Below are 15,569 nucleotides of genomic sequence, written 5' to 3'. Positions count from 1 at the left end.
GGTGTGGGCGAAGATACACAGACATCATGGTGAGACCTTTCCTGAGAGTTTGGTACGGGTAACTATGGCGTCGATGAGTTCGGTGTCGGGTAAATACTCGACCCGTACTGAGCCGCACTCATCGATGCCATTGGGTGCATACAGAGTTGCCGTCACAGCGTCGAGCATGTGGGTTGAGTGGATCACCTCCGTACGAGCCCCGATGAGGTTGACATCCTTACGTTTGCCAGTGACTACTGGGTAGTTATTGCGAGTGTCCTCGAGGGTGAATGCCTCGCTCAGCGTGCCCTGTGCGAAGAGGCGGATATCTTCGGCTAGGCCCGCGATATCCTCGGGACGATGCGAGGTGAACACCACGACTCGATCGGAAATTTCAATCATTTGCTGCCGGAGCCACTGTCTACGATGTGCGTCTAGACCGGAAAAGGGCTCGTCGAACAGCGCCACTGTGGCTGGGGAAGCCAGAGTGGTAATTGCTGACAGAGTTTGTCGAGCCCCTAAGGAGAGCTGGCTAAGCCGAGTCTTGGGGTTCAGCTCCACCTGATCGAGTAGGTCGAGGGCGTGGCTGTGGTTAAACCCCCAAGGTGCAAGTTGCTGAATGCTGAGGTAGTCGGCGATAGTCCGGCCAGACAGCGCTAGATCGGACGCATGCCGTGCAAGGGAAACCCCCGTGGCATCGTTAAGAGATATCGAACCGGTGGTGCCTACGTGTCCAGCGATGGCGCGCAAAAGGTGGTTTTCCCTGCCCCACTGGGACCAATAAGTGCGTGTACGCCTTCAGTAAAGCTGGTTGTGGTGTCGTTGAGTATGCCCAGTACCGCAAGATTGTTGAGTTCGCAACGGCGCATCGTGCTACACCTCCGTAGGAGTCGTTGGGATCGGGTGGGAACGTAGAAGCTCGATGACCTCATCGAGGTCCATATCTAGGGCGTGGGCCTCGCGAAGCAGTGGGGCGATGAAGCGCTCATCAAGTTGCTCCCTGCGACGGCGGGTGAGGGTGTCGCGAGCATTCTCGGTGACAAACATGCCTAACCCTCGTCTCTTTTCCACCAAACCCTCGGTGTGCAGCAAGGTGAGGGCTTTGGCAGCGGTGGTGGGATTAACGCTGTGATAGCGGGCGAGCTCATTGGTAGAGGGCGCACGCTCGCCGGTGGAGAGCACGCCCCGAGTGATGAGATCGCAAATATCGGCGGCGATGCGCTCGAACATCGGCTGCTCCATAACTACCTCCTAGGTTCTATGGTTTACCACCATAGTGGGTAACCCATAAGCTGGCAAGGGTAGAGGCGTCTCCATGCTCCATGGGAGAGGGGGAGTAGGTGGTGTCTGGGAGGGGTTGTAGAATCCGTACATTATGGATAACTCTTGCTCAACTACCCCGCGACCAGAGAAGAAGCAGCGCGTACTGTCAGGCATTCAGCCCACTGCAGACTCCTACCACCTCGGCAATTACCTAGGTGCCCTCAAGCAGTGGATTGATCTGCAGGATTCCTATGACGCCTTCTACTTCATCCCTGATCTGCACGCGATCACCGTTGAGCAAAACCCGAAGGAATTGCGCGAGCGCACCATCAAGGGCGTGGCGCAGCTTTTGGCTCTAGGTATTGATCCGGAAAAGTCCACCCTGTTCGTGCAGTCGCACGTGCCCGCCCACGCGGAGCTGGGCTGGGTGCTCACGTGTCTCACGGGCTTTGGTGAGGCATCCCGCATGACCCAGTTCAAGGACAAGTCCGCGAAGCAGGGGCAGGAACGCACCAGTGCCGGGCTGTTTACCTACCCCATGCTCATGGCTGCCGATATTCTGCTGTATCGCCCCCAGCTGGTGCCGGTGGGCGAGGATCAGCGTCAGCACCTCGAGCTCACCCGCACTCTCGCGGAGCGTTTTAACTCCACCTACAAGAATACATTCGTGGTGCCCGAGGGCTTTATTCCCGAGGGGGCGGCTAAGATCTACGACCTGCAGGACCCCACCTCGAAGATGAGCAAGTCCGGCTCGAATCCCAAGGGTCTGATCAACCTGCTCGATGAGCCGAAGGTCTCCGCTAAGCGCATCAAGTCTGCCGTCACGGACAACGATGGCGAGATTCGCTATGACCGCGAGAACAAGCCAGGGGTGTCTAACTTGCTGGTTATTCAGTCTGCGCTTACCGGAACCAGCATCGATGATCTCGTTGCAGGTTATGCTGGAGCAGGCTACGGCGCGCTGAAGACCGATACCGCCGCCGCGCTGGAAGAGTTCACCACCCCGCTCAAGGAGCGATTCGACAGCTACCTGGCCGATCGCGGCGAGCTGGAAAATATTCTGGCCAAGGGTGCCGCCAAGGCCTCCGAGATCGCGGAATCTACCCTGGACGATGTCTACGAACGGGTGGGTTTCTTGGCAGGGAAGCGTCGCTAAGCGGCGCGCATACTTTAAGACTGAGGAGACACACATCCATGGCGGCACGTACTACCGCTAACCCGGCACGCACCGACGTGCACGGCATCGAACGCACCAATGACGATAATGTCGGCGCGATCGCTGCGTTTCGCGCTAAGCACGAGTGGTTCGACCACATCATGCGCATGCAGGAGCGCTATTCCTCGATGGGCGGCAACCAATACTCCGCCGGCATCACCTACTTCTCGGTGCTGTCGATTTTCCCCATCCTCATGCTGCTCTTCGCTGGCCTCGGTTTCGTCTTGGCCGGCAACCCGCAGCTGTTGGACGAGGTGCGCCAGCAGATCACCGAATCGGTGGACGGGTCCATTTCGGAGACCCTCACCGAGATCCTCGACACCGCCGTGGAGCAGCGCGGATCGGTCGCTGGAATTGGTGCCCTTACCGCCCTGTGGTCTGGGTTGGGCTGGATGAACAACCTGCGCTACGGCGTATCGAAGATGTGGAAACTCAATCCGGTGGGCGGCAATTTCTTCGTCAACAAGCTGCGCGATCTCATCGGCCTGATCACCCTGCTGCTGGCCCTCGTGCTGGCCTTTGGTGTGACCGCCGTGGGCGCCTCTGGGCTCACCGCCGATCTGCTCGATCACATCGGCCTAGGCGATATCCCGGGCATTAATTACATCACCTATGCGGTGGCCGTGATCGTCGGTGTGCTGGCGAACTACATGGTGTTCTTCTGGCTGGTGAAGTTTATGCCGCGCACCAAGACCCCGTTGAAGTCCTGCGCGAAGGCGGCCCTCGTGGGCGCAATTGGATTCGAGATCCTGAAGCAATTCGGTTCCTTGTTCTTCTCCAATGCGCTATCCAACCCGGCCGGCGCCACCTTCGGCCCGATCATCGGTGTGATGGCGCTGCTGTACTTCATCTGGCGTATCCTGCTCTACTCCTCCGCATGGGCAGCCACCACCGAGGAGTCCTTAGCTTTGGTGGATTACGATGTGCCGGAGCCCGCCGTGATCCGAGTACGCCGCGAGGTCCACACCGGAACCTCGGCCTCCAAGACCGCGGCTATGCTCGGCGCCGGCGCGGTGGCCGGTGGGCTGCTCGCCTCGCTCTTCGGCGGCAAATAACAGCACCGCCACGCGGGCCCCGTTCACCACACAGCGTGAGCGGGGCCCATTGCTCTGTGATGGCGCGGCAGGGCATGAAACTCAGATTTTGCTAAGCTGCCATTGGTTTTGGCGCCGAGATGGCTAGGGAGGGTACACACGCGCGTGTCCGCAACTACCTCACCGAACCCAGCCGCCGTGGATGATTTCGGCATCGAGCGCACCGACGCCACCCCCGGCGGCCGTATCGCTCGGGGCCGCGCCAGGTGGGGCTGGTTCGATCACACCATGCGCATGATCGAGCGTTACGCTCGCTGTGGCGGCTGGCAGTTTGGCGCGGCCATCACCTATTTCTCGGTGATGTCCATCATTCCGCTTCTCATGCTCGTCTTCTCCGCGGCCGGTTTCGTGCTCAACAGTCAGCCTCGGCTGATCGACGGCATCGAGGACTTCCTCAGCGAATACCTGGGCGGGGATGTGGCGCCGACATTCATGACCGTGATCACCGCCGCGGTGGATCAGCGTGGCATGGTGCTCGGGCTCGGCGCCTTTACGGCCCTGTGGACTGGCACGAACTGGATGGTCAACCTGCGCTTTGGCACCACTGCGGTGTGGATGGCCGATCCCCGTGGCAGCAACTTCTTTACCTCCAAGCTGCGCGATGTGGCAGAACTGATCGGCCTCATGGTGGTGATGCTCATTGCCTTTGGCGTGACCACCGTGCAGACCAATGCGGTAGCCGAGCGGATCATTGTTTATCTCGGTGTGGATCACGTGCCCGGCATGGGAGTGGGAATGATCCTAGCGGCATTCGGAGTGGCTGTGCTCGCCAACTTCATCGCCGTGGCGTGGATCATGAAAGCGGTGCCGAAATTCCCTGTGCCGTGGTCCATTGTGTGGCGCCCTGCGCTGGTGGGGGCGATCATCCTCGAGCTGTTCAAGCGCGGCGCTAACGCGATTGCCATCTTTTTCTTCGCCTACCCAGCGGGTGCGGTGTTTGGTCCGGCGATCGCGATCATGGTGTTGCTGTTCATTGTGTGGCAGATCGTTATGTTGTGCACCGCGTGGTCGGCTACCAGCGATCGGGCCCTTGAATTGATGGAATTCGAGGCGCCCCAGCCTGCCGTGTTGCGGATGAAGGGGGTGCGCGGACGCAGCGGTCCCTCGGCGAGTGGCTCCGCACTATTGTTCGCCTGCGGCGCCGTAATAGCTTTTGGTGTCCGTAGTGTGCGCTACTCTAAATCTGTCTATCACCGACAAGGAGAATCTCAATGAGCTACCAGCACGTCGCGTCCGAGCCTGTCGTGGATATATACGGATTGTTGGGCCTGGATCGGGACCGAAACTCAGCCCTGCGAAGGCTGTGCACTATCGACGCCGAGCTCGAGCTTGATGGCCTCGATTGCGAGCAGTCGCCGCGGCGCGAGGTACGCATCCTCATCGACATCATGGATGATGCCGATTCGCAGCGGGAATACGATGAGAAAGCTTTGGGCAGGCCCTGCAGCTGGAAGGAACTCGATACCCTTGCCAAGATCGGCGAGCTTCCCGATGATCTCGCCGCACGGCCTCACTCGGGCTCAGGGTTCACCCTGCCGCCACAGGGGCAACCGCAGGTGGCTACCGCCCCTGGCCAGGCGGTGCCGGGCATGCCGAATATGGCCCAGCCCCAGCATGGGATGATGCCCTACGGCCCGGCAGGCTATGTCACTGGCGCGGAGGGCGCAATCCAAGATCCGCTTGAGCGCAGGCCTGGGCCTGGGGTGCGTTTTGTGTGCGGTGCCGGCGACTGGATGGTTGCTATGACTGCCACGGAACTTGTCCAAGCTGCGGCAGGCGTCTCCGATGTACAGCCGGTGGCTTCTACTCTTATTGCCCTCGTGGTGTTGATTGCGTACGTGTGCGGTAGCGAGACCTTGCTTGGGGCCACCCCAGTGAAGCTGGCGGCGGGCTATCGCACCAAGGACGTTCGCACCGGCCAGAACCTCACGGTGGCTCAATCTCTGAAGCGGTCGTGGTGGAAGTTTTTCATGGCGCAGCCCGCCCTGGCTGTGGTGTCCATGATCGCCGGCGCGGTGTGCCTGTTCAGCATTACCGGTCAGCGCGGCAACGTAGCCAAACACGATGAGCTTGTACACGGTGAGGTTGTGCGCAAGCGTTTCGTGGAGGATAACTAACGCACATGGCCGCGGCGGCGCGAACGCCAGCCGGCGAGCGCGACGACACCCCCGGTAATCAAGGCAAGGAAGAAGGCCAGCACCAGGGCCACGTCCTTGCCGCGGGAGGCTGTGCTTTCGCCTTCATCGGCGGCCGCAGCCTCCGTGCTGTCTGTATCGGTCGGTGAGGAGGGCGAAGCTGCTTGGGTGTCTGTGTCTAATGCAGCGACCGTGCCAAGCGGCGGATTCGACTCTGGGGTGGCTGCGGCGGCGTCGATGAGATCATCCGCCATCTGCCAGGCCCGCTTGTCGGGAGTGATAGTGGCATCTAAAACCACCGCGGCGATCCTGCGGCCATCGACCTCGCGCGCCCCCACAAAAGTATGGTTGGCATCATCGGTGTAGCCGGTCTTGCCGCCTAGGGAATCCTCGTGTTCGGACAGCAGCTGGTTATCGTTCCACACCTCGAAACCCTCGTACTCGCCCCAGCCGGGAAAATCCATGGAGCGGGTGTGCACCATCTCCGCGAAGGTGGGATTGGCCCACGCCTGCCTATAGATGAGCGCCAAGTCGAAAGCGGTGGTAGACATGCCGGGGCCGTCGAGTCCGCTGTAGGTGGCGGCGCGAGTATTGCGCGCCCCCAGCTTCTGGGCCAGGGCGTTGACCTTTTCTAGGGCGATAGCATCCCCACCAAGCTCTTGGGCGAGGGCGTGGGCGGCGTCGTTACCGCTCGCCATGAGCAGGCCGCTAATCAGCTGCCGGTTGGTGTACACCCCGCCTGGGCCGATGCCTACGGCCGAACCTTCGATTCCCGCCGATTCCGCGGAGACTTCCACCTTCTTGTCCAAGTCCAAGGTGGTGATACTCACCAGCGCCAAAAGGGCCTTGATCACCGAGGCAGGGCGGTAGCGGCCGTGCGGGTCTTTGGCGCCGAAGACCTCTCCCGAATCGAGATCGAAGACAATCCAGCTCGAGGCGGTATTTCCTGCTGGGGTGGTGAAGCCGCGGGCGGTAATCACACCGCAGTCATTGAGCTTGGCCCCGCCGGCATTAGTGTCTGCCACCGGCAGCGGGGGCGGAGAGCTGTGGCCAGGGGCAGGTTCCTCGGAGGTATCCACCGGCGGGGGAGGGGTAGTGGCGTGGGGGCAATCATCTGTGTCGGGGGAGGTGGTGCGCGGTGGCGTCTGGGTGGTGGACGGGGTGTGCTGCTCCTGCGCCCATGACATGGGCATCCCGGTGGTGCTGAGCGAGAGCGCGAGCAGGTAAGCGGGGAGGCGTCGATAAGCGCGCGAAAAATGATGAGCCATGATAGCTCGCTAGTCTATTGCACATCACTGCCACTGCGGCGCAAGGCGAGAAGGCCAGTGTCACCTTAGAATGTGGGCTATGGTGAACCCTCTTTTCTCTCAGATCCTGCCTCCGCCACCGCGTGACATCGTCAAAGACCTGCCGAAAGTCTCGCTACACGATCACCTCGACGGCGGCCTCACACCCCAACTCATGGTGCATCTGGCCGAGCAGCAGGGCTATGAGCTGCCCGCGTCCACCCCCGAGGCGCTAGCTGAGTGGTTTCACACCAACGCCAACGCCGGCAGCCTCGAAGGCTACCTCGAATGCTTCGCCCCCACCGTGGCCTTGATGCAAGATGCCCAGTCCATTGCCATGGCGGCCTCCGATGCCGTGATGCAGCTGGCCGCGGACAACTGTGTCTACGCCGAGCTGCGCTTTGCCCCCGAGCTACACACCACCAAAGGGCTGAGCATGCAAGAGGTGGTGGATGCTGCGATCGAGGGGATCTACGCGGCCACCGGCCTGCTCGATGATCACGGCATCACCCTCGTGGTGCGCCTTATTCTGTGCGGGATGCGCCACCAAGACAAGGTGCTCGAGGTAGCCCAGCTCACCGTGGACAACTACGCACCAGGAGACGCGACCGGCATGGTAGTGGGCTTCGATCTCGCCGGGCCAGAAGAGGGCTTTCCTGCCTCCCGCTTCCGCGAGGCCTTCGAGCTGCTGCGACACCACTGCGTGCCGGTGACCATTCACGCCGGCGAGGCCAGCGGGGTGGACTCTATCCGCGAAGCGCTAGAGCTCGGAGCGCGCCGCATCGGCCACGGGGTGCGGCTGGCGGATGTGCTGCCTGAAGATGATGGCTTCATCACCCATCCCGTGGCGCGGCAGATTTTTGACACCAAGGTGTGCCTCGAGGTGTGCCCGCGCTCGAATTACCAGACGGGAACCGTGCAGCAGGGGCAGAGACATCCCTTTGCCGCGCTCTACCGACACGGCATTGCGTGCAGCATCAACACCGACAATCGTTCGGTCTCTGGGGTGAGCCAAACCGACGAGATGATGTTTTTAGTCCAGGAGTGTGGCCTAGGCCTTGAGGATCTTCGCACCATCACCCTGCTGTCTCTCGATGCGGCCTTCGCGCCGCGTGAGATACGCAATCTGCTTCTCGAGGAGCATCTCCTGCCGCGCATGAGCGAGGTGTTTACACACTACTCCGAGTATCTCGACACTCTAGGCGAGAACACCGAGGAACACGCCGCCTCCAGCCCCGACGCGGGCAGGGGCAATGCCGAGGATGATGAGGTGGCTGATACCGGTGAAGAGGAAACCGGTGCCGAGGGAATCGGTGTGGGCGCCGAGAGCGCTGAGGAGGAGGTACCTGGGGCTGTGCTCAATGAGTTGTTCCCCCGCGCCGAGGATGGTCAGATCCCTTTGGTGGTGATGGACAGGCTCGAGATCACGCCCTTCTGGGGTGACATGAATGCGGAGCTGAAGGGCATATCCCCCGAGCGATATGAAGAGATTGAGGAAAAGGCCACCATGGCGGCCCAGGAGTATCTGATCCGAGAGAAAGTGGCGCTCGACGGGGTGCACCGCGCCGCAGTGCTACTGGCAGTGCGCGATAGCATGGCGATGGCTGATGAGATTGCCGAGGTCATCGGCCGCCCGGTGCAGCTGGTGGTGGACATCGTTCCGATCATCAACCCCGAGGGCACAGATGAGCGCAGCCGCTACGGCGGCTACAGGGTGGGCCCCAGCGAGCTCGCCGAGTTACTGGGCGAGGACTATGAGGATGTTCTGGCGCTCTATGACGCTGAGGAACTCAAACAATTCGGGGTATTCGACCGTCTTGACGAGGATTCCGAGGACATCGAGTACGACTATGACGACCTCGACGAAGACAGTGTTGATGATCTTTTCGCAGACATGAATGAACCCACCGACCGGAACTCACCCGCCCGGGATATTTTCCGGGGGCCGGACACCGGTGACGGTGGGTCAGTGGGGTGGCGCCGCACCTAAGCGATGCTGGGGGTAGGCGCCTGCCGCCTTGGCGCCTAGAACTTGCTGAAGCGCTGGGTGAGGGTCTCGGTGAGGGCCTTCCAGCCTTCGGCTTCCTTGCTGAAGGGAGGATCGGGCACGTAGCTGGAGGCGCCGCCAAGCATGTAGGAGATGTACTCCTGCAGGCTGGGGCGGGCCAACAGGATGGAGTTGAGCGAGTCGTCGGCAGCCCAGTCGGCGGCGTCGGCCAAAAGCTCGTAGGCGCGGCGCATCTGCTCGGTATCCACCTCCTTGGGGCCCTTGCGGATATCGTTTTCGAGACCGGTGAAGGAGTAGGCGTTGTCCTCGTGCACGGTCACCTCTAGGGTGCCGCCGTTGACCTCGGTCATCACGGTTTCCCAAGTGGAGAGCTTGGCCAGATCGTGATCGCCGTGCTCGGCCAGCCAGCGCGGCATGGTCTTGCGGTTGTTGAAGGTGAAGATCTCGCCGTACTTGCCCAAGAACACGGGCCGGCCCTCCACATAGGTGCGCAAGGTGTAGAGAGTGCGCCCATCGATGGAGATCTTCACCGGATCGATACCAGCGGCGGCCCACACGGTGGAGTCATAGGGATCAGCGGCCTCGGCCTCCTCCTTGCGCTTGGCTTCGGCAGCGGCCTTCTCCTCGGCGATGCGCTCCTGGGATGCGGCGATGGCTGTCTCGGCCTCAGCGACGGCATCGGCATCCACATCCGGGGTGAATACGTGGGCGTCGAGGGCGTCAACCACATCGTTCCAGCCATTGACCACCACGCGGCCCACGCCGGTCCATTCCTCCGAGCCCTGATCGCCGATGTAGTGATCCGAGCCGCGCTCCAGATTGTCCAGCACCGAGTGGCCGGAGAAGAAGGAGGTCACCTTCACCTCTGCCAGCACCTCGCCGAGAGAGCGGGCCACCCGCATCGCCCGGGCGGTACCGGATACGGCATTGTGGCTGGGGCGTTCGGCCAACAGCGCCGGCACACCCACCACGTCAGCGTGACCAGACTCCTCCGGCACTACGCGGGCCTCCGGCTTGGATTGGAATGCCTTCCAACGGGGGTGGTCCGAGAGATCGTGCTGCGGATGAGCGGAGATGTAGGCGAGCAACTCGGCAGGGGAGTGGAAGAAGAAGACATTGTCATCGTCTCCCAAAAACGCCTGCCATACACTGCCGTGCTCGCGGTAGGCCGGCGCCCACAGGGTGTAGAAGTCCCCTTCTGTGAGCGAAATCTTAATGGGAATAATCGTCTGTTGTGCCTCAGAGGACGGAGAAGTCATGCGCTAAAGCCTAGTCGAGCCTTAGGAGGTGGGGCGATAGAACCCTAGAAACCCCATCCCCATGTTGGTGGTGCGCACGGGATTCTTCTGCACAGGGTCGCCGGCCTCGATCATCATTCCATCGCCGGCGTACATCGCCACATGCCCATCCCACACTGCGAGATCCCCAGGTTGGAGCTCCTCGGCACTAACTTGCCGCCCCACCGCCTGCTCGTGAGCCATGCGTGGCAGCTCCACTCCGGCCTGCGCATAGGACCATTGCACCAGCCCTGAACAGTCAAAACCGTTCGGAGAGGTGCCGCCCCACACATAGGGAGTGCCCAACTGTGATTCGGCAGCGGCCACGGCGCGGGCACCCGCATCGCTTGCCGACGCCACCTCCCCCTCCCGACTCCTATCCGGAGAATGAGACGCCTCCTCGAGCTCGAGCGGGCCGCGCTCGGCAATGCGATCCAACTGGGCGGCAGGGGCCTCCAACTCGGCCTCGAGCTGCTGGGTGCGCTGCCCGGCCGCCGCCAAGGTAGCAGGGGGCAGGCCCGCGAGTGCCTGCGCGGCGGTGAGCTGCTGGGCAGGAAGGGGGCTGAGTAGCTGCGGCGCCAGCGCAGCGAATTGGGCGAGATAATGCTGAGCGAGCTGCACGATGTCGGCCGCCGCGCGGGCGATGATCGGCTGGGCCGCGTTCATGATCTGCTGCAACTCGGCTTTCTCTTCACCCAGGGTTCCGGCCGCGCGGGTTAGACGGGCAGCGTCGGCGCCAAACATGGAGGCAAGCAGGTGCGCGGCCGAGATGTCTGTCACCCCGCCGAATTGGGTGGGCAGCGCGGTGGTGGGCAGCATCGTGGCTAGTTGGTTCATTACCTTCAGCATTGCTCTTAGACCTGCCTGTCCAGCCAAGCGGCGAGGTCGGCGTCGACAAGCTCTATGGAGCTGAGATGACCAGCTGTGTCCTCGGCTCGCCGTTCGCAACACCGGGCGAGTTGTAGGCTGCGCTCGCCAGAGGCTGTGGTGGCACGGTGCAGCGCGGCGGCGAATCGTTCCATTCCAGGCGTGGGGCTCAATGGTGAGGCCGTAGCTGGGCTGGTGGCCGCGGCCGCGGAGAGGAGATCGTGGATGAGAGAGCGGGCGTGGGCGGGGTTGAGAGTCAGATCAGTCATGCTCATCTAGACGTTGCTCACACCTGTGGTGGTTCCCCTCGTCGGACACTGGGGGTACTGATCTATTCTGGAACCTATGGAGACCAAGGTTATTGACCACCCGCTCGTCGCATCGCGGCTGACCATCATGCGGGACAAGCGCAGCGACAACGCCACCTTCCGTGCCGCACTCCGGGACCTCGGAGCGATGCTCATCTACGAAGCCTGCCGCGACGTGCCGGTGGAAACCTTCGACTGCCACACACCCGTGGCCGTGGCCGAGGGTGTGCGGCTGGAAAACCCGCCCATCATCGTGCCCGTCATTCGCGCCGGGCTGGGCATGATCGACCCCGCGCTGTCGATGATCCCGGACGCCCAGGTGGGTTTCATCGGCTTGGCGCGCGATGAGGAAACCCACGAGCCGGTGCCCTATCTTGAGGCCCTGCCCGAGGATCTCACCGGCCAGCCGGTCTTTGTGGTGGATCCGATGCTCGCCACCGGCGGCTCGCTGCTGCACGCCATCCGTTTGCTGCATGCCCGCGGCGCCACCGACATCACCGCGGTGTGCATGGTTTCGGCGCAGCCGGGCGTGCAAGCCCTGGCAGATTCCGGCCTGCCCGTGCGGCTTGTGACCGCCACCATCGATCCCGAGCTGAACGAGGATGCCTACATCGTGCCCGGTTTGGGCGATGCGGGCGATCGCCTTTACGGACCGCGCAACATCGACCTCTAAGGGCTTTTCCCACCCAACGGTGGTGCTCCTCACGCCCGTGAGGTATGCACATCATGGTGTGCAGACTCTGCCTATCATCGTAGGCAGAGTCTTTTTGGTGGCTGATGACGACAACGTAATTTTCTGGCCGAGCTACTCCGTGGCTCTGGGCCAACGCGTACGCACACTGCGGGCGATGCGCGATATCAGCCAAGAGCGCCTCGCGGAACTAGCTGGGATGCACCGCAACGCGGTGGTCGGCATCGAACGCGGCGTCTCATCCCGAAGCGGCAGCTCTAATCCACGATTGGCCACCGCTTACCGGCTGGCCCGTGCCTTACATGTTCCCGTGGCCGTGCTGCTTCCCGACGCCACCACCCCGCCACGTAGGGTCTGCCGGGCCGCTCAAGCGCTACCCAGTGAGGTGGATGTGGTCTGGCCCCGCACTCCCGAGGACGTGCTGCCTTTCGACGGCTCGCATTTGATGATCGACGGCGATGATCCTCGCTTCGTCGACCAAGCCCACCCGCTCTACCTACTCAGGCGGCAGGCGCGAGAGGCACAGCTCATGTGCGCAGAACACAATGCTGGAGCCTCCACCGGTGCTGATGGCGAGAGTGACCCTGCTGGTGGTGACGTGGGTGGCCACGAAGCAGCTGAGGTGGATATTCCAGATTAGCCCCATCGTGTGCAGCGTCGTTCACGCCTTGATGAGGACACGATCAACGCCGCGTCGCTTTCAGCGGATCGCTGTCGCACTTGTCCACGACTATCCCTCATAGATCTGCAGACTGTGACAGTGGAACGAACCGTGGCGGCCCCACCTACCGCACCCGCAGGGTTGCTGGTACCGATCATGACCACAGGCGGATTCGGGATAGCGCCCTTTGTCGGACACTCTCTCGAACGGCACATCCCCAATACTTTCTGAGATAGCCTCGCCCTCTCTCCTGAAACTTCTCAACGGTTGGGGATCAGATTATTCAACCGAACACTGACGAACATCGGCTGGAATCTGATGATAGTTTCTTCTCGCAGCGATGGCCGTTGAGATCCTCAACACAAGAGGGCGGCAGCGCTCGGCCACAGTTGGGGATTTTTCCTTCACCTCGCTACCGCGGTGGGTATTGGGCATTGCAACAAGAGGATGGATATCTGCTGCACTGCTTGTGGGCATCGGTATCGGCATTCACCTTTACCCAGTGTTGCTACAGATGTAGGTTCTCACTTCGCTGAGCGGCGGAAAGATTCACTAACCCGCTGGTGAAGCGCTGTTGTAGTGCCTGCAGATTGTCTCCCCCTACCTCAGTGACTGCCGACGATATCCAGCGACGAGGAGCACCTAGTTTGCTCTTGGCACGCCAACATAACACCAACACACAACTCAACACACTCCAGTTGTGTGTTAGGAGTGTGTTCAGTTACATGTTCGGAGCGTGGCCTGAGTGCATCCGCACCAGTAACGAGAGTTCGCCAAGGAAGAAGGCCAGGATGGCGCACAGGGAGAAAACTTTCGAGCGCACCTCCAGTTATAGGGGGGGGACGCTTGCTAACGGCAGCGGCACACGTATCAAGCTAAGCGGTACCGCTGTTTCGGGCTTCGAGCCGGCTCAGTTCGCTCCACAATCCCCTTGTCGATCAGCCCATTAATCACTTTCCGGGCTCCACCGACACCAATGCCGGCTGCGCCAGCTAGTTCCTTGCTCGTAGCCGTTGCATGGGAGCGAAGGTATTCCACAATTCGATCTGCCGAGGACATCCCCGCTGCAGCACTCCGCTCCGCCTCCGTCGGCAGGCGACGACCGAACGTTAGAGAGAACTGCGTTAACCGATCGACGGGTTCAGGCGGAGGCAGCAAACTTTGATCCAACTGACGCTCAATCTCTTGGTAGCCGCTACCCCGATTTTCCGCGACATATCCACCTTCAGGGTAGGGAACCGACTCAAGCAGCTTCGACAGCACTTGATTTCGCGACGCAGGTAGCACAGTGCCATTCGTTAAGGATTCGATGGTGACCGGCCCGAACAGCCCTCCGGGATTGGTGATCTCCAGGCGATCGGCATACATATTTACCTGAACTCCCGCGCCCAGCGCTTGGGGCGAGTAATCCCTGTGCATGAGCGCATTCGTCACCGCTTCTCGCACGGCAACGGGAGGATAATCCGGCAGGTCGCTGCGAAAGGCTCCCTTCACGACGCCACCTACACGCATGTTCGACACAACTTTATTGACGACGTCGCCCACCAAGTACGGGATTGGTCCGGATAGCGTCGCGGAATCTAGAAACCTCTGTCCGGTAGATAAGGAAGTTTTATCACTGCCCGGATACACCGCGAATGTCACATTGAGCCTTGGGAAAAACTGCTGCGGGTATTCACCAAGTGCCAAGAGCCCGCCGAGTAGCGGGCGTAACTGTCCATCCTCATCCTCCGCGAGGACCCCGAGTGAGACAAGAGCCTGCTCGTCGGTTTTCTTCCCGAAAACCCGAGGGTTCTGGGATCGCTCCTTCTTTAATAAACCGGCGACGAGCTGCGGGTCGAGGTCTTCGAGGCTAGAAGTGGAGACAACTACCCTGTCCCACGCTGGTTGCCTGCGGTTTTCCTCTAGTCGGTCTATTTCGTATGCGGAAAGCTTCCGATCGCCGTCGCCAGTTCGGATGAATGAACCACCGTATTTCCCCTTCGTCTTGACGTAGCAGGGTTTCTCCTCGAGCGGGAGGCTTGGAACTACTGCAGTCACGACCGTTGCGCCCTCAAATTCGACGAGCTCGATGTCTGCGCGGACTGGTGGTTGCATGTCATTGGCACACATTCCCGCAAGTGCATCGGCAATCGGCTTGGCCCGAAAGCGTTCGGCTGGCCGGAAACCTTCCGCTTCCTGCAGCCCAAGAATGATGATTCCGCCGTCACCATTTGCTAGAGCGCTTACTGACTCGGCAAGAGATCGTGGAAGCTTGCTGACGGAGGCCTTCACCTCCACTCTGGCCGTATCTGCTCCTAACTTGCGCAGTGTATCAACAAGATCACTCAGCTCCGATGGAGTCATAGCTTTCAAACCTCCCGTGTGACCAGCAACAAAACCAACATAACACCAACACACAACTCAACACACTCCAGTTGTGTGTTAGGAGTGTGTTCAGTTACATGTTCGGAGCGAGGCCAACGATGCCGCCGCTCAGCACCTCACCATCCACGCTCTCACCTGCGTGTATCACGGCGGTGGCAATCGGATCGGCGCCCATGGGCAACCCGCCCATATGTGGAGTAATCCTCATCGGTGGTGAGCTCGTGCAGGATCTCTCCGATCAGTGGGCTGGTTTCTTGGTTCAAGGTGGCACGGCGAGGGCCAACGTGACAGTAGGGTTTCTCGGCCGGAGGAATAAGATCATCGCTTCGCGCACTACGGCGAGTTCCTTCAGCCTTCTCCGTATGGGGCCTGATGTCGCTAGATCTCGATCTCCGCTGCGGCTGGCATAGGGCCGAG

General features: G+C 61.1%; 14 protein-coding genes. 7 read left to right on the top strand and 7 right to left on the bottom strand.

Going from position 1 to position 15,569, the window contains the following annotated elements:
* Positions 1 to 24: 24 nt before the first annotated feature.
* Both CCICO_RS09125 and CCICO_RS09120 read right to left on the bottom strand, forming a co-directional pair.
* Entirely contained in the window at positions 25 to 729 is a 705-nt protein-coding gene (locus CCICO_RS09125; protein WP_156809877.1) for an ATP-binding cassette domain-containing protein, read from the bottom strand.
* A 123-nt stretch (positions 730 to 852) separates the two neighbouring features.
* Positions 853 to 1,221 (bottom strand): GntR family transcriptional regulator, encoded by a 369-nt coding sequence (locus CCICO_RS09120; protein ID WP_018020074.1) that lies wholly within the window; start codon positions 1,219 to 1,221, stop codon positions 853 to 855.
* Between the two features lie 133 nt (positions 1,222 to 1,354).
* Between CCICO_RS09120 and trpS the strand changes: the two genes are divergently transcribed.
* The 4 genes from trpS (at position 1,355) to CCICO_RS09100 (ending at position 5,669) form a co-directional block, all read left to right on the top strand.
* The gene (gene trpS, locus CCICO_RS09115) at positions 1,355 to 2,398 is read left to right on the top strand and encodes a tryptophan--tRNA ligase (RefSeq protein ID WP_018020075.1); all 1,044 of its coding nucleotides are present in this window, start codon (positions 1,355 to 1,357) and stop codon (positions 2,396 to 2,398) included.
* A gap of 38 nt (positions 2,399 to 2,436) precedes the next feature.
* The gene (gene yhjD / locus CCICO_RS09110) at positions 2,437 to 3,513 is read left to right on the top strand and encodes an inner membrane protein YhjD (protein WP_018020076.1); all 1,077 of its coding nucleotides are present in this window, start codon (positions 2,437 to 2,439) and stop codon (positions 3,511 to 3,513) included.
* Between the two features lie 144 nt (positions 3,514 to 3,657).
* The gene (locus CCICO_RS09105; RefSeq protein ID WP_018020077.1) at positions 3,658 to 4,767 is read left to right on the top strand and encodes a YihY/virulence factor BrkB family protein; all 1,110 of its coding nucleotides are present in this window, start codon (positions 3,658 to 3,660) and stop codon (positions 4,765 to 4,767) included.
* On the top strand, positions 4,764 to 5,669 hold the full coding sequence (locus tag CCICO_RS09100) for an RDD family protein (RefSeq protein ID WP_018020078.1): 906 nt from the start codon (positions 4,764 to 4,766) through the stop codon (positions 5,667 to 5,669). Before CCICO_RS09105 ends, CCICO_RS09100 begins: the two co-directional genes overlap by 4 nt.
* Here CCICO_RS09100 and CCICO_RS09095 read toward each other — a convergent pair.
* Entirely contained in the window at positions 5,666 to 6,955 is a 1,290-nt protein-coding gene (locus CCICO_RS09095; RefSeq protein ID WP_018020079.1) for a serine hydrolase, read from the bottom strand. The genes CCICO_RS09100 and CCICO_RS09095 overlap by 4 nt on opposite strands.
* Positions 6,956 to 7,034: 79 nt before the next feature.
* Between CCICO_RS09095 and CCICO_RS09090 the strand changes: the two genes are divergently transcribed.
* Positions 7,035 to 8,963, top strand: coding sequence for an adenosine deaminase (locus tag CCICO_RS09090; protein ID WP_018020080.1), 1,929 nt, complete (start codon positions 7,035 to 7,037; stop codon positions 8,961 to 8,963).
* A 35-nt stretch (positions 8,964 to 8,998) separates the two neighbouring features.
* On the opposite strand, the gene CCICO_RS09085 is transcribed toward CCICO_RS09090, so the two are convergent.
* The 3 genes from CCICO_RS09085 to CCICO_RS09075 are packed head-to-tail and all read right to left on the bottom strand — an operon-like array spanning position 8,999 to position 11,394.
* Positions 8,999 to 10,240, bottom strand: coding sequence for a SatS C-terminal domain-containing protein (locus CCICO_RS09085; RefSeq protein WP_018020081.1), 1,242 nt, complete (start codon positions 10,238 to 10,240; stop codon positions 8,999 to 9,001).
* A 21-nt stretch (positions 10,241 to 10,261) separates the two neighbouring features.
* Positions 10,262 to 11,095: a C40 family peptidase gene (locus tag CCICO_RS09080; RefSeq protein WP_244264005.1), complete on the bottom strand. Its 834-nt coding sequence runs from the start codon at positions 11,093 to 11,095 to the stop codon at positions 10,262 to 10,264.
* A 17-nt stretch (positions 11,096 to 11,112) separates the two neighbouring features.
* Positions 11,113 to 11,394: a hypothetical protein gene (locus tag CCICO_RS09075; RefSeq protein WP_156809878.1), complete on the bottom strand. Its 282-nt coding sequence runs from the start codon at positions 11,392 to 11,394 to the stop codon at positions 11,113 to 11,115.
* Between the two features lie 76 nt (positions 11,395 to 11,470).
* Here CCICO_RS09075 and upp point away from each other — a divergent pair, with 76 nt between their 5' ends.
* A complete protein-coding gene (gene upp / locus CCICO_RS09070; RefSeq protein WP_018020084.1) occupies positions 11,471 to 12,106 on the top strand; it encodes a uracil phosphoribosyltransferase in 636 nt (211 codons plus the stop codon).
* Positions 12,107 to 12,164: 58 nt separating this feature from the next.
* Positions 12,165 to 12,764 (top strand): helix-turn-helix transcriptional regulator, encoded by a 600-nt coding sequence (locus tag CCICO_RS09065; RefSeq protein WP_018020085.1) that lies wholly within the window; start codon positions 12,165 to 12,167, stop codon positions 12,762 to 12,764.
* Between the two features lie 891 nt (positions 12,765 to 13,655).
* Here the strand turns inward: CCICO_RS09065 and CCICO_RS09060 are convergent.
* Positions 13,656 to 15,131 carry an ATP-binding protein gene (locus CCICO_RS09060; RefSeq protein ID WP_026161513.1) on the bottom strand — a complete coding sequence of 492 codons (1,476 nt, stop codon included), beginning with the start codon at positions 15,129 to 15,131 and terminating at the stop codon, positions 13,656 to 13,658.
* Positions 15,132 to 15,569 lie beyond the last annotated feature (438 nt).

It is taken from the genome of Corynebacterium ciconiae DSM 44920 (assembly GCF_030440575.1).
Lineage (GTDB): Bacteria > Actinomycetota > Actinomycetes > Mycobacteriales > Mycobacteriaceae > Corynebacterium > Corynebacterium ciconiae.
Note: the sequence above shows the minus strand (reverse complement) of the source record. Positions and strands in the feature narration are given on the sequence as shown.